Source organism: Methylobacterium sp. J-077 (assembly GCF_022829365.1).
In the GTDB taxonomy this organism is placed as follows: Bacteria; Pseudomonadota; Alphaproteobacteria; order Rhizobiales; family Beijerinckiaceae; genus Methylobacterium.
The window spans coordinates 95,478-111,430 of the sequence record NZ_JAKSYJ010000225.1; the positions used below are offsets into that span (position 1 = coordinate 95,478).

The following is a 15,953-nucleotide window of genomic DNA, read 5'->3' on the forward strand; positions in this document are numbered from 1 at the left end:
GAAGTAGGCCGGCCATGCTCAGCCCATAGCGCTGCGGCGGATCAGCTGCTTCGCCCGGCGATCCTCGACCGTCGCCGGTCAGGATCGGATCGTCGCGGCCGACACTGAGTGGACATGGTTCGGGCTGGGGGGGGTGGTCGCTGAGGAAATTCTGCCTGCCTGGACCGGGAAGGGTCGAGCACACCGCTCGAAGCACGTGCGGCCCGCCATCCTCGTCGGGGGCGGCGCCGCATGTTCGGTACCTGTTCGGCACATGCATAGTACACGGCAGGCACGGCACCGGCTGAAACACGCTATCGCAAGTTCACCACCAGCGCGCCCCCGGCTTCGTCCGAACCATTCAGCGGTAGTTTCACGATGCGGCCGCGGTTCGTGCTTTCGCGCATTAGCTCCTCGAACTCGCCCGAGCAGATAAGACTCCGATGAATCATCAAGGTCGAGAGCTGCACACACGAGCGCTTCTCTGTTTCGGCGGCCGAGCTGCAGTCCGGCATCGTCGCGATACGATCTTCTGTCCCCGCCGCGTGCGATGTCGTCGCGCACCATGTCAGCCGCAATCCATGTTGCTGCATGTAATCAATTTGCATCTCGAGCTTTCGCTCGACATAGAGCGACTCCGCGTCGATGAACGCGACATACGCCCCGCTGGCGTAGAGACTGCCGCGGGCAAGAACCTCCTGGGCTTCGGCCTGAGGAAATGAAATCAGCTTCACGCGATGGTCGCCCGCGGCCCAGCGAGACAGCTGCAGGGTTTCGCCCGCCTCCAGAGTAGAGATCAGCAGCAGTTCCAGATTGCGGTGGGTCTGCCGAAGTACGCTGGCGGCCGCGAAGAGACAGCCATCGACGTCGTCGGTGACCTGAAGCAGCACTGTCGCGGATGTGGCCCGGCAGGCCGCGCGCGCCTGCTTCACCGCATGCACCGCAGCGTGCTTATAGGGCGTTCGCGTCAGAAACGTGGCCAGTTGCTCGAAGTAGCTGACTGTGCTGCCAGCCAGCAGCATCCGTTCGGTCTCCGTTCGCCGTTCCGCGATCATGACCCACAAAGCGTCACCCTCCACCACGGCCGCTGGCTGATGCGTTCCCTGACCCGCGTGGATCCGGTACCCGATCAGGGGCGAGGGCAGATGGTAGAAATCGTATTTCGTCAGAATCTCGTTCCAGAGCGCGTAATCTTGCGTAAACCGCAGCATAAGATCAAATGGACCAAATTCCTTGAGTATGTGCGCAGGGATAAACAGGGAGCATCCGTTAATTGCACTATCGAGCAACGCCCATTTAGGCTTTGACATATATCTCTGGTAATTTAGACGGCTCTCATCGATTTTTTTATCTTTTGAGTCGAAATAATGCACATCCGAGAAAATTATTGCGTCATGGTCATTAATAATATTAAAATATTCAATCTGCATCTGAACTTTATGGGGAAAGTGCATATCATCGTGGCTGAGCCATGTAAATACATCGCCAGTCATGACATCGATTATATGGTTCATTGCCCCTGCAACGCCAGTATTTTCTTGATGTATATACCGTATTGCAGGACCGAAAGACTTGGCAATTGCGTATGTGCGCCCGTCATCGGTCGAGCCGTCATCAAGGACGATAATCTCTAGATTCTTGTAGGTTTGGTTGAGTGCGCTCTCAATCGCCTGCCGAAGATAGTCCGCACCGTTGTAGACAGGTATTGCGACGGTAACTTTAGGAAGATAATTGATCATCATTTTGCGCCTTCAACCTGGTTTGCCGGCACAAGCGTTCCGCGGACGCTGCAGGCGAGTTCGAGGCCCCATAGCGGGCTCTCGTGGTTGAACAAGATGCCGTTCGAGGCGTGCAGGCCGAAACTCCCGCGATAGTCGATCGTCATCCAGTACGCGAAGAGCTTGGCCGCGCCGTTGGGCAAGCGCGGGTGGAACGTCGTCGTCTCGCCCTGCTGCTTTTCTTGAATCAGCCCGAACATCTGTGGGGTCGAGGCCTGGTAATAGCATGCGTTGGAGGCAACAGAGCGCAGGCATTCCAGCATGTGCACGGCGCCGAGCCCCGTGGCCTGTCCTGTAAGCAGCGGCTGCCGCCAGGACCAGGTCACGAAGGATTGCGCGGCGAGATTGTAGGGCTTGGCGGTCTGGACGATCCGCAACCGGGCGGATTGGTCGAGCAGGTTGCTATCGACGAGCTCAACAGCATCGAGGATGCCTAGCCACTTCAGCCGGTGATCGAACACGCTAGCATGGCCGGAGCGGCGCACGATGCCGGTGACCGTGTAGCCCTTCTGCAAAAGAAGCTGCGCCAGATACGCCCTGTTCTGGTCTGTCACCCCCGCGATCAGTGCTCGCTTGCCCTTCATACCCCCGTCCTATCTCAATGACCGGCTGCTACGACCCAGACTCTCTCCGCGTCAAGTTTGGGTTGTGCCACGGGATTATTGTGCCCCAAGCCGCTGAATGGACCAGGATTGTGTACGTTCCTCCGCGTAAATGGCGGTCCGGTGCACGAGCTATGCTAATTCGTCGGAAGGGATGTGCAACCTAAGCCCTGGCCTTTTGGAGGCCGCTGCGGCCGCCCCTCATCGAGACTTATCGAGGTAGTTAGGTGGCCCGCGGCCGACAACGGCGCCTTCAAGATCAAACACTCGAGGCCGCAGCCGCGGTGCCGTTGAAATTGAGTGCCGAGCGGCCGAACCTTTTCTACGGCGGACAAAGGCAGCGTCACTCTTGTTGTTTATCGGGATGGCGTCGGATGACCCGGCCACCAATTAGGCGCTTGAACGGGCTCGCCTTACTGCCCAGCAAAGGGCGCCGATGCGGATTTACGATGCCCACGTGCCGGTCGCGTACCCGCCGCACCCGCGCGATCACACCGACGTCGACCACCGTTTTGGCCGCGTGACAGGGGCGGCACAACACCTGACAGTTTTCCAACGAGACATCCTCAGTCAGCGCGGCTGGGACGATATGGTCGTAATGAATCCGCCCGACCTGAAGCGCGCACGGACAGCGGCTGCCATCCAGAAGCATACCCTCGCAGCGCCCGTCAGCTCGGGCAAGGGCGGCGCGCAGCACCGCCTTGCTGAACTCCCGCCGCGCCATCACGCTGTCCTCGCAGCACTATCCGCAGTCGGCCCGCCTCGGTCAGCCGCGATCCCGGCGCGCTCAGACTGGGTCTCAGCCAACCGGTAGGTGTGCAGTTCGCGCGCGCCGAGTCCGGCACAGGCGGCGAGCCAGCCGAGGAAGCTAGGATCGCCAGCTTCGCAGGCGCGGGCCGCGACGATCGAGGCCTGCCCGTGCTCATCGCGAGCGACTGCGAGCGTGACCGCCGCCTGCTCGGCGACGAGATCGGGGGCGTTGAGCGGCTGGACGACCACGACGTAGCGTCGGCCGGAGCGCCCACGCCAGACGCTCATGGCGAGGGCAGGCGCGCCGCGCGAACCAGCGTTCGTGCGCAGGCGCTCCTCGCGAATCGGAGACCGGGCGGCGCGGTCAGCCTTCAACTCACGCAGCGCAGCAGCCCAGGAGATGGTACGGTTCGACATTGCCACCCTCACGCGCTGAGCAGGAAGAGGGCGACTCGCGGCCCGTCAAACGGCTGCGAGTGCAAAGTCGAGGTTAAGGGGGATCCAGCAGTGCAGGGGGCCATCTGAAAGGCCGCTGGGATCAAGGAGATGGCCTGAACATGGCTCAGTGTTGGAGAAGGCATGCTGCGCTCCGAGTCGCCGGCGGGACCTGCCCCACCACCAACCCGACCCCGCTGTCGACCCGTGGGACCGGCGGGGTTGAGGCACGCACGCCGCTGCCCTTAGGCGTGCTGACTGCTAAGCGTCAGTACGAGGACATGAAGCAGCCCCTCCCACCGATCACGGCGACTAGCTCGCACGTGATCGACTTACTCCGTGGACTTTCATCGCGCCCAGATGCTTGATGATGAGGACCAACCCAATGCTTAGCAGATTGAATTTCCGAGTCATCGAGCCTGTTATTTAGGCTATGAATGCGTCGCCCTGCGAGCATTAATGCTCCACTGGCCGCAACAGTCCAGTCGAGATCGACGTCAGCCGTCATTTTTAGGTGAAAAACACCGTGCGCGACCTGCGCGTCGTATTTTAAAATTGGATCGTAATCTATAGTCCGAGCAAAGCAGACGGTGATCTTTACGCGCCCGAAGCGTAATCAAAGGCGGGCCGAGCTTCAGCTGACGAGGCCATCTCAATCCGAAGGCATCCTCAACAGGTCAGCTCGGCATCACGGTGCCGGAACAATCCAATCCGCTGGGCCATGGTGCGATCCTTCAGTCTCACGGATGGCTTGACCGCCCGTAACATCTTCGTACCGCCTAACGATCAGATCGACGTAACGCTGGTCGATCTCGATCCCGTAGCACCGTCGCCCCGTCCGCTCCGCCGCAACCAGCGTCGAGCCCGAGCCCAGGAACGGGTCGAGGACGATCTTGTCTCGCCCCGTGAGATCGAGCAACGCGTCCGCGAGCAACGCGACCGGTTTGACCGTCGGGTGATCCTGCAGGCCCTTCCGCGCACATCAAGCGACGAGGCGCCGAGATAGGTCCAAAGGTTCGAGCGCTAGCGGCCGCCCCGGCCCAGGCCGACATTGTCGACGTGCGCCTCCTCGCCCTTCTTGAACAGCGGGAGCAGCTCGTGCTGCGAGCGATACAAACTACCCATGCCGGCGTTCATCTTCGCCCACACGATCAGGTTAAAAGGCGACAAGGCCAACGCAGCCGCCGCATGTTGGACCACGCGTAGCCAGCGCCAGTCGATTAAAGTGCCGAACACGCCACCCTCGACGAGGTGGGGCAGGGTGGCCCCCGATCCAGTCCAAGTTGAACGTCTGGAATTCCGCCTCCGTCATCTCACCGCTGGTCATCGCGAACTCGCGGTGCTCACCGCTCGTCACGTGCCCGCGGATCTCACGTTGTAAGGCTCGTCCGTCAGGAGCAGGCGCGCTCGTTCCTCTCCCATGCGCTTGGCCTACACGGCTGGATCGCGGGCTCTACTTGGAACGCCGAAAGGCGGCGTGACCCTTCGTCGGACTTTAAACCCACACGCTCTGCGGTGCTCAGACGACACCGGTATCCCACCGGCCTGTGTGCCAGTGAATCGCGTTCGCCCTGCAGGAATTCCAACCCTCTGCCGCACTCAACAGCACCGCCTTCGGGCGCGGCTTTAAGCGCGGTCCGTGGCGACGGGATTATCGGGCTTCGGCCAGACCGCAGCGTCATCGGGCACCGCGCGCAGCACGGTGCAGCCCATGCCGATCAACGCGCGCGCGCCGACCTTAAGGCCCTGCAGCACCTTCGCGAGCGGCCCGACCAGACCGTCCGCCCCGATCATGCAGCGTCCGCCAACGAAGGCGGCCGGCGAGATCGTCGTGTTGTCGCCGATCTCCGCGTCGTGACCGATGATGGCGCCGGTGTTCACGACGCTGAAACGCCCGAGCCGCGCATCGACATTGACGATCACGCCATGGGCGACGAACGCACCGGCACCCAGCACCACGCCCTGGCTCACGATCGCGTGCGGCGAGACCAGGGGCGGGCAGGGCAGGGCGTGCCGGTCAAGCCACGCGATGATCTCGGCGCGCGCCTGGATCGCAGCCCGGCTCACGCCTCCGACGGCGAGGGCGACACCGGCAAACTCCGCGCGGTCGGCCAGCAATTCATCAAGATAGCCTCGGTAGGTTCCGACCTGCGCGCTCGGCTGGCTCGAATAGGTCGCCTCCACGGTGTAGCCGCAGAGTTGCGCGACCTCGGCGATCTCCTTGGAGAAGCCGCCTCCGCCGATCAGGGCCAGGCGCTTGGTTTCGGTCGTCACCGGCAGCCATCCATCAGAGTGTCGCCCCGCCGTCGACCCGCAGGATCTCGCCGGTGACGTGCCGCGCCTGCGGCGACATGAGGAAAGCGATGGCATCGACCACCGATTCCACTGTCGCGGCTCCCACCGGGCTCCGCTTCTCTAGTTCCCCCTTGAACGCGTCGCCGTAGAGGCGTGCATGCGCCTGCGTCATCTCCGTGTCGAGCCACCCCGGCGCGACTCCGACCGCGCGGCGCGGCGCGAGCTCACGGGCGAGGCCCCGGATCAGCGCATCGAGACCCGCCTTCGAGGCGGCGTAGGGGACGATCGCCGGCTCCGGGCGCTGGGCCGCGACCGATGACACGGCGCAGAACACGGCGTCCCGCGTCGAGATCCGGGCGCTGCCGAAGGCGGCGGCGAACAGGGTCGGTGCGACGAGGTTCGTCTTATAGAGACGCTCGACCTCATCCGCGCCGAAACTGCGCATGGGTTTGATGATCTGCACGCCCGCGCAATACACGAGGCCCGTCAGCAGGCCGCGCTCTGCGACGGCAGACTGGAGAACGCCGCCGATTGCCGCGAGGTCGGTCACGTCCGCCGTGACCGTTGCGATCCCCACATCCGCAAGGTCGGCCAGTCTGTCCGCCCGCCGGGCGAGGGCGGTGACCGAGACCTGTCCGGCGAACCGCTCCGCGACGGCCCGGCCGATGCCGCTGCTCGCTCCGACGACCAGGATGTGTCCCGCGGAATCCGCCATGGCTTGCTCTCAGGCCTGCAGCTTCGCGCCGGCGATGCCGAGGAGATCGTCCGTGGTCGCGGCCTCCGCGATCCGGGACGGCTCGACTTCGAGACCCAACGTGTCGAACAGGGCCATGATGTTGAGGATGCCGAGGGAGTCAAAGGTCTCGATCGCGCCGAGATCCTGGCCGCGTGCGAGCGGACCAGGTTGATCGAGGATGGCGCCGAGCTCATCCAGAAACCCAGCCTCGGTCATCACGCGGTCTCCTCGAATTTCAGGACGGGCGGGGCGTAGATCCGGTCGGTGCTGAGCACGCAGGCGCCCCAGCTCAGACCGACGCCGAACCCGGCGAACACCGTGCGCAACGGCCGCTGCGAAAGCGGCTTGGTCAGGAAGCCCGAGATCGTCCCGGGGATCGAGGCCGAGTTCTGGTTCCCGTAGACGGATTGCGTGCCTGAGGGAAGCTTACCGTCGTCGAGCCCCAAACGCCGCTGCAAGTTCTTCAGAATGTACTTGTTCGGCTGGTGCAGGACGTAGAAATCCGGCTCATCCGGCTGCAGGCCGGCGGCCGCGAGGATGTCGGTGATCAGCGTCGGCACGCGCTTGAGCGAGAAATTGAACACCTGCGCGCCGTCCATGTGCATGGAGGCCGGCTTGTCCGCATCCTCGGGATCGGCGCGCAGGCCACTATGTGGAATGAACAGGGCTTTCTCGCCGGAGCCGTCGCTGTGGAGTTGGAACACGCTCTCGGTCTCGCGCCGCTCGACCAGCACGGCCGCGCCGGCATCGCCCATGATCGGGGTGATCGAGCGGTCATCCGTGGCGACCATGCGGCTCGCGACATCGCCGACGCACAGGAGCACGCGCTTCAGGCCGGACTCGACCAGGCTGTAGGCGACTGAGAGGCCGTACACGAACCCGCTGCAGCCCAGCCGCATGTCGAAGCAGAGCGTGTCGGTGCGCATGCCCAGCCGGTGCTGCATCGAGATCGCCGTCGACGGCGAGCTGTAGTCAGGGGTCTGGGTGACGAGGATCAGCCCGTCGAGATCCGCCGGCTGCAGGGCGAGGCCGCGCAGGAGTTCCCGGGCCGAGTTCAGGCACAGGTCGGCGGTGGTGGTATCGTCGCGTACGACCACGTGGCGGGTGGTGAACCCCATGGCGCGCTTGAGCCGCTCGGCCTCCTCGGGGGACATCCCGAGATCGGCCGCCTCGGCGTCGAAGGCGAGCGCCCGGCCGCCCACCGTGGTGACGAGGCCGGCTATCCCAGCATGCCGGAACCGCAGCTCAGCCACGGGCCACGGCCTGCGCGACGTAGTCGAACCAGCCCTGGAGCCGGCGCAGGGGCGAGCGGGTACTGTCGAGGATGCTCTCGTCGGCCAGCGGGACGTAGCGCCCGACCGCCTTCTCGACCTCGGACTCGGTCTCCAGCAGCAGCTCGACCACCGCGAAGGAATCGATCCGCTCGTAGAGGTCGCCCTCCGGGCCGAGGCCGCTCAGCTCCGGACGGCCCCAGGTCTCGACCAGGCGGTCCAGCGTGGTGCGGGCGGCCGCCGCGGCAGCGTGCTCACTCGGCGACGATGTGGATGTAGGCAGTGTCATCCGGTCCTCGGGTCAATCGATAGGCCTTGCCCTCTGGGCCAGAGCCGATGAGCGCGAACCCGTTCTCGTCCAGGAAGGTTTCGACCATCCGGTTCTTGGCGCTGGGGTGATAGCTCGCCCGCAGCGCCGTGTCGGCCTCTTCGTGGCAGACGTAGCGCAGGACTTGGCTCTCAATGCGGCGTCCGAGCGCCCGGCAGCTCATCAGGAACGTCTCGAGCACGCCGCCCCGGACGATGGCGACGCCGACGATGCCCATATCGCCGAAGCGATCGACCACTCGAGCTGCGTAGACGCTGCCCTCACGCATCGCGGTGGCGACCTCGTCCTCGGTGTAGCGCCGGGTGGTGAGGTTGAACTGGTTGGTCTTGTTGATGAGCTGCGCGACGCGCCGAAGCGCACCGAAATTGTTGCGGGTGATGTGCAGGCGGATGTCCAAGGAAGCGAGGTACTCGTCCATGGAGGCAGCCGAGCGCTGCAGTTCCTGGCGCTGCGCCTCACCGCGATACTGCTCGGTCTTCGACAGGTCTTCCGCGGTGACGTTCCGGGCTCGCAGGGACGCGATCCCGTCGAGCAGGGTCAGCGCTTGCTCAGGTCGGGTCCGGTCGAAGAGGTGGCACTCGACGCCAGGCAGCCGAGCGCGGACCTCCTCGATCTCGAACGGGTTGTCGTCGAGGAAGATGAAGCTATCCAGGCCGAGATTGAGCGTCTCGGCGAGTTCGCGGATGTTGTCGCTCTTCTCGGACCAGTTGCTGCGATAGGCCACGAAGTCGTCGAGGCGCAGGGGCATCGCCCGCTGCTCGAACACCGAGCGGAAATCCGCGTCGTTGTTCTTCGTCACAGCGCAGAGCAGGATGCCGAGGCTCTTCAGGCGCAGCAGCTGCCGCTGGAGCTGGGTATGGACGATCCCGGGATAGTCGCTGTCGACCTCGAGGTTCTCGACGCCGTCCTCGCCGACGACGCCGCCCCACAGGGTGTTGTCGGCATCGACCACCACGACCTTGCGGCGCGCCCGCAGCCGGGCCGCGATCGCGTCGGCGTAGCGCTCGACAAGCGCGTCCACGGCGGCCGGGGCATAGGGCATCTGATAGAGGTAGCGATTGCGCTCGCGCAGCGCGTTGGCGAAGCCGAGATGGGCCAGGGCTCCCGCCGCATCGATGACGCTGACCCGCTCATTGGCGCGCGCGAGATCGAACAGTACCGTGTTGATGCGGGCCAAGGCATCCAGCTGCTCGTGGAGGTCGCTCTCGACCGACGAGACCGGCATGAACGGCACGGTGTTGAGGATGATCGTCCCGGACAGCCGCGCGAGCCGGGCCGAGACCAGCTCGGCCAGCGCCCGGGCGCGCGCGATCGCCGCCTCGTCCGGGGCGACATCGAAGAACCAGCGATGGTCGAGATGGACGACGAGCGTGTGGACCGATGCCGGCCCCGCCAGGACCTGCTCGATCTGCCCGATGGGGAAATACTCGCACGCGACTTCGGCGAGATCCGCAAGGCGGCCCGCCACCTTCCCGAACGGGTTGGTGACGACGTTTCCGACAAAGCCGAGCGAGAGAGCGCGAGCCGTGGTCATCCCCGATACCGGTCCCTGCGACACCCCAACGGATGCCTGCCCTCCGGCAATCGACCGGCCCCATCCTGACTATGCGAGCGCCGCCCTCTTGCGAGATCCGATATCATAAAGCAAGGGGCCGAGCCGGATCGTGGTCAGTCGCCGCTGCGCATCCAATCAGAGCCCAGCCTGCGTATCACCGGCCTGATGCAAGTGGACTGGGACCGGACCCTGACCCCGCCGGCCTGGCAGTCGACAAGGAGCTTCGCGATGAATGGAACCGGCTCGGCCGCCGCCACGACAATGTCGCGAATCTGGTCCGAGAACCATCAGACCGCGTTCGCCCGGGCCACCGGCGACGTGAACCCAATGCATATGGATGCTCAGGTGGCGCGGCGGACTCTCGCTGGCGGGCAGGCGGTCCACGGGGTTCACGCGGCTTTGTGGGCGCTCGATGCCTGCACCGACGCCTACCCGCTCGAACGCTTGAGCGGGCTGCAGATGCGGTTCGAGCGCTTCGTGCTGGTCGGGGACCGCACCGAGATCGTGGTTCACGAAGCGGATGCAGGGCGCCTGCGTCTCTCCCTGTCGGTGGACGGTGTCCGTGCGGCGACGATCCAGGCGGCACTGGGGGAGGTGCGGCCGCGAGCCCAGCCCATCGCGGACGCCCCCGAGGCGATCCCGCCGGAGCCGATCACCGTCGACCCTGCGACGATCGCCAGCGCGGCGGGGGCGTTCCGGCTCCCCGAGCCGGAGGCGATCACCGCACTGGCGCCGCGGCTGGCACGGGTCATCGGTTCCGCCCGGGTGTCGGCATTGGGTGGTCTGTCCACCCTGGTCGGCATGCTGGTTCCCGGCCTGCACTCGATCCTCTCGAAGATCGACGTGACGTTCACCGACGTAGCCGACGGATCGAGCCTCGCCTACGCGGTGAAGCGGTTCCAGCCGATGCTCCAGTCGGTGACGACGCAGGCCAGCGGTCCGGGCCTCGACGCCCGGGTCGAGAGCTTCGTGCGCCCACGCCCGGTCGAGCAGGAGAGCTGGGCCGAACTCACGGCCCTGGTGCACCCAGGAGAATTCTCGGCGGTGTCCGCCCTCATCGTCGGCGGATCGCGCGGCCTCGGCGCGGCGACGGCCAAGCTGCTGGCGGCGGGCGGCGGCGATGTCTGCATCACCTACGCCTCCGGCGCATCCGAGGCGGAGGCGGTCGCCCGCGAGATCCGAGACGGGGGCGGACGCTGTCAGGTCCGGCACTACGATGCCGCCCACCCGGTCGAGCCGCAGCTGTCATCAATCGCGATGACGCCGTCCCAGCTCTATCACTTCGCGACCCCGCGCATCTTCCGCCAGAAGCGGGCGCCGTTCGAGCCGGCCTGTTTTGAGGAGATGATGCGAGTCTACAACTACGCGTTCTACGATCTGAGCCAGTTCTGTCTCGGACGGGGCGGCCAATTGACGGCCTTCTATCCCTCGACCACCGCCATCGACGACGCACCGCGCGATACCCTGGAGTACGTTATGGCGAAGACGGCCGGCGAGACCCTCGCCGCGACCATGGCCCGGACGATCCCGAACCTGCGGACCGTGATCGAGCGGCTGCCCCGGGTGAAGACGGATCAGACCGCCACGATCTTTCCCGTGCCAGCCGCATCACCCGGGGCGCTGATGTTGCCGATCATCCGGCGCCTACTATCGCAATCCTGAGACCTGCTGCATACGAGCGGCCCCAACTACGACGCTCAACGGGACGCCGCCCCCCCGGTTGATGAGCTCGAAAGAGCCGCGCCCCCAGTAGCAGAACTCGACAGAGCGTCATTGCCACCTTGAACACCGGCGGTCCCCAGCGGATTGCCGCGCGTGTCGGTGGTCAGGTTCGGGTCCCTCTGGACCAGTCCGGGGGGCGCGGGGTCGAAGGGCTCGACCGGGTTGAAGACCTGCTGTCCACCCGCGAGGGGCTTCACGACAGTCTCGGGTCGGACAGAATCCGTGCACAGCCCCGTACAGATCGGCTCGACCAGATCGGTCTGCTGGCAGATCGGACGCATCACACCCCTGACGCAGGCACACCGGCAGGCCGCCCAGCCCTCCGTGGGCAGTAGCAGGAGGGAGCAGAGCAAGAGGATCGACCGCATGGCGCAGGGCCCTTGGTGACGCCGCTCCGAACGGGCGGCGGGGGTCATGGTAGCAGGCCAGCACGATGGCAGCGAGACACGGTTACGATCCTGAGCGACACCGCGAGGGCCTTCAAAGCAGAGCCTCAAACACGCCGTCGACGGCTCCAAGCGGTGCGAGCTTCAGCCCGGGGAGGGCTCCTCAGGGCTCTCCCCAGCTCGCTCACTCGGCAGCGGCCACATCGTGATGTGGATCCTCGTCGTCCGATGCCGTGTCATCCTGGTCCGACTCGACATCGGTGTCGTCAGTCTCGTTCTCAGCCCCCTCGGCGGCGGTGAAGAAGTCGCCCTTCCGAACCGCTTCGCCCCCCGTCACCATCATGCTGAGATAGGTGTTGAGGGTGTTCGGGGCGACGTCGGGCAAGCGCTCGGCGATCTCCGCATGAGTCAATCCCTGTGGCCCCGCGCTACCGAGGAGGGCCTTCAGGCGTCCCTTGGCCGAGTTCGATCGTGGACCGCGAGCTCCGCGCCGCCCGCTGCGACCAGACGTGGCTTGATCCTCGCCCGACGATCGCGGATTGTCCGTTGCCCGAAGGATGGCCGTGTCCTTCAGCGGGACACCCTCCACGATCGCCGTCAGAGCGGCCTCCGCCGCCCGCAATTTTGTCAGTTCCGCCGAGATCCGGTCGTAATCGCTCTGAAGCGCAGCCTTCCTGGCGCGCACATCGACCAGAGCCTTCGTTAGGGTGTTGTCCTCAGCCATTGACGGGCCTCACTGCATACACTCGTTCGTGAGCGGTCATAGGTCATAGGACCCTGGAAGCGTCAACAGCTGATGGGTTTGGCGTTTGCGAAGCTGGATCGGTCGCTAAAGGCAACCCGAGTTGTGGGAAACGCATCGTCGGGCTTAGAGATCGTTGGAACACTTCCCTCGGATATGGCCGGCACTGGTGACGTAGGCGCTTCTCGATAGACCAGATCTATACGGCTGTAATCAACTCTACCACGGATGCGCCGAACGGAACTCCTGACCATGATCCCAAGCCGCACCAAACAGCTTATCGACACCAACTCCGTCGCGATCGCCCATACACTAAGCTAAATTTGCAGAGTCTTTCATGCCATTGAATATCGTCGACAAAGGAGAAAATAACGTTGTTGACATTGACCCGCGGGATCAGCACGACCAGGCAGGGAAAATATATATCAATGGCGACAATAATTATATACGCATAGGAAGGGGCTGCGTTTCCGACAAAGATATGCACATCGTCATCGAGTCGAATTGCAAATTCGACATCGGCGACGACGTCCGACTCGGGATGGCGAATATCTATATCGGCCCGGGCTCGATGCTCCGCGTCGGCGACAGGACCGGCTTCACCGGGCTCGTCCATCTCAACCCGGTCGAGGCGAAGGCGATCGAGATCGGGGCGGATTGCTCGATCGCATCCGGGGTCTGGATGACGACGAGCGATTTCCACTCGATCATCAGCCGAAGCGGCGGCGCGCGACTGAACCCGGCCAAGCCGGTCCGCGTGGGAAACCATGTCTGGATCGCCAACCACGCGACGCTCCTCAAGGGCTCGACTATCGGCGACAACGCGATAATCGGGGCGCACGCGGTCGTCACGGGGGTCGTGCCGCCCCATTGCGTGGCCGCCGGCAACCCCGCGCGTATCGTGCGCGAGGATGTCACCTGGCGGTCGGACCTGATCTGACCGTCGGCGTCGCGACGGCGGGGTAGGGTTCCTTACTCCAGGACCTCATATTTACCGAGGACGCCAGTTCCGGTAGGGCGAGGGCCGGCGGCGAGCCGCTTGCTCGGCGTGACGCTCAGCCCTCGACGCAGCCCCCACAAAGACATGCTCATCCGAGCCACAGGCCCCGACACAGCCACCGGTGAAGCCCGCATGTCGGAGCACGTGCACCGGGCGGCGACGTGAGAGCCAGGCGTTGAAGATCCTCTACGGCCTCTATTATAGCTGGGTGGGTTCCGCCTTCGCGCGCTCGAGCAGCAACCCGCTGATCCGAATCGCGGCAAGCGGTGGCCTTCCCCCGGCGAGCGATATCGCGTCGGCGGCGGAGCAGATCACGGCGATGGAGCCGTATGTCGATGCCGGCTTCTACGCGAGCTGGTACGGCATCACGGTCGATCCAGTGCGCGACTACCTCACGATCGGCTGGCGCGAAGGCCGGGATCCGCGACCGGATTTCTCCACCACCGACTACCTCGCCGCGCGGCCGTATCTGGCCAGGGCCGGGATCAACCCGTTCCTGCACTGGGTGACGGCGCAGCGCGCCAGGGGCGGCGCCCTGCCCAAGCCCGACACGCGGCAGGCCGAGCGCCTGGCCCGCCGACTCGTGGACGGGGCCTTCTACCTCGCCCACAACCCCGACCTGCAGGCGGCCGGCGTCGACCCGGTGGCCCATTACATGGCCTCCGGCTGGCGAGAGGGCCGCGAGCCGTCGCCGCATTTCGACACCTTGGCCTACTGCCTCACCCGGGGGATCTCGTACACGACCCAGAACCCGCTGGTGCACTACGTCCTGCACGGCGGCCCGGCCCGGCCCGAGCGGGAGGATCTTGTCGCGCTCCACGCCGAGACGCTGGCGCCGTATTTCGACGCCGCCTATTGCCGGGAAAGATTGGACGAGCGGGAAGCCCAGGAACTCTCCGAGGCCTCCGACGTGGAGCTGCTGCGGGCCTACGTGGATGGCGGCTGGCGGAGGATGCGCAGCCCGCGGCAAAATTTCGACCCGGCCGGCTTCGTGCAGGTGCGCGCCGGCAGCCGGGCGGTCATCGGCGACCCGTTCTTCCGCTATGTCGCCGAGACACTCCTGTCCGGCGGCACGCCGTTCTCGGGCAAGGATCAGCCAAAGTTTCCTGCCGTGGACGAGGCCTGGTATCGGGCGACCTACCCGGACGCGCAGGGCTTGCCCCCCTACGTGCACTTCTCGAAGGCCGGCTGGCGGGAGTTGCGCGATCCGGGCCCGGGCCGCCCGACCATCGACGCGCTGCTGCGCGTGTGCGGCCTACGCCCAGCGCGTCCTCCGATCGAGGATACCGTCTGGCTTGGCGAGTTCGGGCGCTCACCCGTCGACCGGGCGGCGTCGCTGGACCTGCAAGCGGGCTTGATCGCGCCCCATTTCGACCACGCCTTCTACCGGCAGCGCTACGGCCTGGCGGAGGATGTCGACGCCGTCCGTGACTATTGCACCACCGGCTGGCGCCGGGGCCGCAACCCACGCATCGACTTCAACGGCTGGGCCTATCGCGCTCATCGCCCCTACGTCGAGGCGACGGGGATCGCCCCCTTCGTCCACCACCTCGCCACCGCGCTGCTCCGCGGTACCGATCCCTCGGGTGACGCCTTCGATCCAGGCTACGGCACGCTACCGGCGGCGGAGGATGCGAACCTGCTGGAGCAGGCTCGGTTGATCGAGCCCTATTTCGACGCAGCCTGGTATCTGAAGCGCTATCCCGACACGCGCGGCTTCGAGAACGGCCCCGCCATCCACTTCCTGTCGCACGGTCAGGAGGAGGATCGCGATCCGAGCAAGACCTTCTCGCCTCGCTTCTATCGCCGGGCCTACGGTCACTTGTTCGGGCCCGGCGAATCACCATTCCTGCACTACGTCCGCACCGGCCGCGCCGCCGGGCTGATGGGCTGCCCGGAGGATCTCGGCAGCTGGCCAGCCCTGGAGGCCCCCGAGCCGCGGGACTGGGACGGCCTGCCCCGCGCCCTGACCCTCGCCCAGGCCCGGGTCGTCGTGATCATGCCGGTCTACAAGGGCCGCGGCGAGACCCTGCGCGCCATCCATGCGTGCCTCTCGGCCCCGCAGACAACCCAGTTCACCCTGCTCGCGGTCAACGACCGGTCCCCCGATCCGGACCTCTCCGCGGACCTGAGAGACCTCGCCGGCCGCGGCCTGTTCCACCTGGTCGAGAACCCGGAAAACCTCGGCTTCGTCCGCTCGGTCAACCGCGGCCTGTCCCTGCGCCAGGGCCGGGCCGTGGTCCTGCTCAACTCCGACGCCCAGGTGTTCGGCGACTGGCTCGACCGGCTGGTCGCCCACGCCGAGACCGCCGCGGCCGAGGGCCGCCCGCCGGTGGGCAGCGTCACGCCGCTGTCGAACAACGCCACGATCTGC

Annotated in this window: 16 protein-coding genes; 3 read left to right on the forward strand and 13 right to left on the reverse strand. The window is 65.4% G+C overall.

The genetic code is table 11. The features are described from left to right. Nucleotides 1-293: 293 nt before the first annotated feature. The 12 genes from MKL11_RS28530 to MKL11_RS28585 all read right to left on the reverse strand — a co-directional run bounded on the left by MKL11_RS28530 (nucleotide 294) and on the right by MKL11_RS28585 (nucleotide 9,708). Nucleotides 294-1,721, reverse strand: coding sequence for a glycosyltransferase (locus tag MKL11_RS28530; protein WP_243949866.1), 1,428 nt, complete (start codon nucleotides 1,719-1,721; stop codon nucleotides 294-296). Continuing rightward, nucleotides 1,718-2,341 carry a GDP-mannose 4,6-dehydratase gene (locus MKL11_RS28535; protein ID WP_243949869.1) on the reverse strand — a complete coding sequence of 208 codons (624 nt, stop codon included), beginning with the start codon at nucleotides 2,339-2,341 and terminating at the stop codon, nucleotides 1,718-1,720. Before MKL11_RS28535 ends, MKL11_RS28530 begins: the two co-directional genes overlap by 4 nt. A gap of 361 nt (nucleotides 2,342-2,702) precedes the next feature. Then, nucleotides 2,703-3,083, reverse strand: a complete 381-nt coding sequence (locus MKL11_RS28540; RefSeq protein WP_243949871.1) for an HNH endonuclease signature motif containing protein — start codon at nucleotides 3,081-3,083, stop codon at nucleotides 2,703-2,705. Beyond that, entirely contained in the window at nucleotides 3,083-3,526 is a 444-nt protein-coding gene (locus tag MKL11_RS28545) for a hypothetical protein (protein WP_243949874.1), read from the reverse strand. The genes MKL11_RS28540 and MKL11_RS28545 overlap by 1 nt, the downstream gene beginning before the upstream one ends. 706 nt (nucleotides 3,527-4,232) lie before the next feature. After that, on the reverse strand, nucleotides 4,233-4,478 hold the full coding sequence (locus MKL11_RS28550; RefSeq protein WP_313900792.1) for a DNA methyltransferase: 246 nt from the start codon (nucleotides 4,476-4,478) through the stop codon (nucleotides 4,233-4,235). An 89-nt stretch (nucleotides 4,479-4,567) separates the two neighbouring features. After that, nucleotides 4,568-4,780 carry a hypothetical protein gene (locus tag MKL11_RS28555; RefSeq protein WP_243949878.1) on the reverse strand — a complete coding sequence of 71 codons (213 nt, stop codon included), beginning with the start codon at nucleotides 4,778-4,780 and terminating at the stop codon, nucleotides 4,568-4,570. Nucleotides 4,781-5,170: 390 nt separating this feature from the next. Then, nucleotides 5,171-5,818, reverse strand: a complete 648-nt coding sequence (locus tag MKL11_RS28560; RefSeq protein ID WP_243949880.1) for an acetyltransferase — start codon at nucleotides 5,816-5,818, stop codon at nucleotides 5,171-5,173. A gap of 13 nt (nucleotides 5,819-5,831) precedes the next feature. Next, nucleotides 5,832-6,554 (reverse strand): SDR family NAD(P)-dependent oxidoreductase, encoded by a 723-nt coding sequence (locus MKL11_RS28565; RefSeq protein WP_243949881.1) that lies wholly within the window; start codon nucleotides 6,552-6,554, stop codon nucleotides 5,832-5,834. Between the two features lie 9 nt (nucleotides 6,555-6,563). Beyond that, nucleotides 6,564-6,791 carry a hypothetical protein gene (locus tag MKL11_RS28570; RefSeq protein ID WP_243949883.1) on the reverse strand — a complete coding sequence of 76 codons (228 nt, stop codon included), beginning with the start codon at nucleotides 6,789-6,791 and terminating at the stop codon, nucleotides 6,564-6,566. Next, complete coding sequence (locus MKL11_RS28575; protein ID WP_243949884.1) at nucleotides 6,791-7,828, reverse strand: ketoacyl-ACP synthase III; 1,038 nt, start codon at nucleotides 7,826-7,828, stop codon at nucleotides 6,791-6,793. The genes MKL11_RS28570 and MKL11_RS28575 overlap by 1 nt, the downstream gene beginning before the upstream one ends. Continuing rightward, complete coding sequence (locus tag MKL11_RS28580; protein WP_243949886.1) at nucleotides 7,821-8,135, reverse strand: hypothetical protein; 315 nt, start codon at nucleotides 8,133-8,135, stop codon at nucleotides 7,821-7,823. Before MKL11_RS28580 ends, MKL11_RS28575 begins: the two co-directional genes overlap by 8 nt. Further along, nucleotides 8,101-9,708, reverse strand: a complete 1,608-nt coding sequence (locus MKL11_RS28585) for an HAD-IIIC family phosphatase (RefSeq protein ID WP_243949888.1) — start codon at nucleotides 9,706-9,708, stop codon at nucleotides 8,101-8,103. Before MKL11_RS28585 ends, MKL11_RS28580 begins: the two co-directional genes overlap by 35 nt. Nucleotides 9,709-9,957: 249 nt before the next feature. Here MKL11_RS28585 and MKL11_RS28590 point away from each other — a divergent pair, with 249 nt between their 5' ends. After that, entirely contained in the window at nucleotides 9,958-11,391 is a 1,434-nt protein-coding gene (locus tag MKL11_RS28590; RefSeq protein ID WP_243949896.1) for an SDR family NAD(P)-dependent oxidoreductase, read from the forward strand. Nucleotides 11,392-12,021: 630 nt separating this feature from the next. Here the strand turns inward: MKL11_RS28590 and MKL11_RS28595 are convergent. After that, entirely contained in the window at nucleotides 12,022-12,561 is a 540-nt protein-coding gene (locus tag MKL11_RS28595; RefSeq protein ID WP_243949898.1) for a hypothetical protein, read from the reverse strand. A gap of 355 nt (nucleotides 12,562-12,916) precedes the next feature. On the opposite strand from MKL11_RS28595, the gene MKL11_RS28600 reads away from it, so the two are divergent. Together MKL11_RS28600 and MKL11_RS28605 are read left to right on the forward strand one after the other, a co-directional pair. Further along, nucleotides 12,917-13,519, forward strand: a complete 603-nt coding sequence (locus MKL11_RS28600; protein ID WP_243949901.1) for an acyltransferase — start codon at nucleotides 12,917-12,919, stop codon at nucleotides 13,517-13,519. 235 nt (nucleotides 13,520-13,754) lie between these two features. Then, nucleotides 13,755-15,953: glycosyltransferase family 2 protein (locus tag MKL11_RS28605; protein WP_243949909.1), on the forward strand; the 2,199-nt coding region annotated here is incomplete at its 3' end.

Coding starts and splice junctions, on each gene's coding strand:
- MKL11_RS28600 (WP_243949901.1), top strand. CDS start 12,917: ATGCCATTGAATATCGTCGACAAAGGAGAAAATAACGTTGTTGACATT.
- MKL11_RS28565 (WP_243949881.1), bottom strand. CDS start 6,554: ATGGCGGATTCCGCGGGACACATCCTGGTCGTCGGAGCGAGCAGCGGC.
- MKL11_RS28595 (WP_243949898.1), bottom strand. CDS start 12,561: ATGGCTGAGGACAACACCCTAACGAAGGCTCTGGTCGATGTGCGCGCC.
- MKL11_RS28570 (WP_243949883.1), bottom strand. CDS start 6,791: ATGACCGAGGCTGGGTTTCTGGATGAGCTCGGCGCCATCCTCGATCAA.
- MKL11_RS28580 (WP_243949886.1), bottom strand. CDS start 8,135: ATGACACTGCCTACATCCACATCGTCGCCGAGTGAGCACGCTGCCGCG.
- MKL11_RS28530 (WP_243949866.1), bottom strand. CDS start 1,721: ATGATGATCAATTATCTTCCTAAAGTTACCGTCGCAATACCTGTCTAC.
- MKL11_RS28535 (WP_243949869.1), bottom strand. CDS start 2,341: ATGAAGGGCAAGCGAGCACTGATCGCGGGGGTGACAGACCAGAACAGG.
- MKL11_RS28585 (WP_243949888.1), bottom strand. CDS start 9,708: ATGACCACGGCTCGCGCTCTCTCGCTCGGCTTTGTCGGAAACGTCGTC.
- MKL11_RS28590 (WP_243949896.1), top strand. CDS start 9,958: ATGAATGGAACCGGCTCGGCCGCCGCCACGACAATGTCGCGAATCTGG.
- MKL11_RS28545 (WP_243949874.1), bottom strand. CDS start 3,526: ATGTCGAACCGTACCATCTCCTGGGCTGCTGCGCTGCGTGAGTTGAAG.
- MKL11_RS28540 (WP_243949871.1), bottom strand. CDS start 3,083: ATGGCGCGGCGGGAGTTCAGCAAGGCGGTGCTGCGCGCCGCCCTTGCC.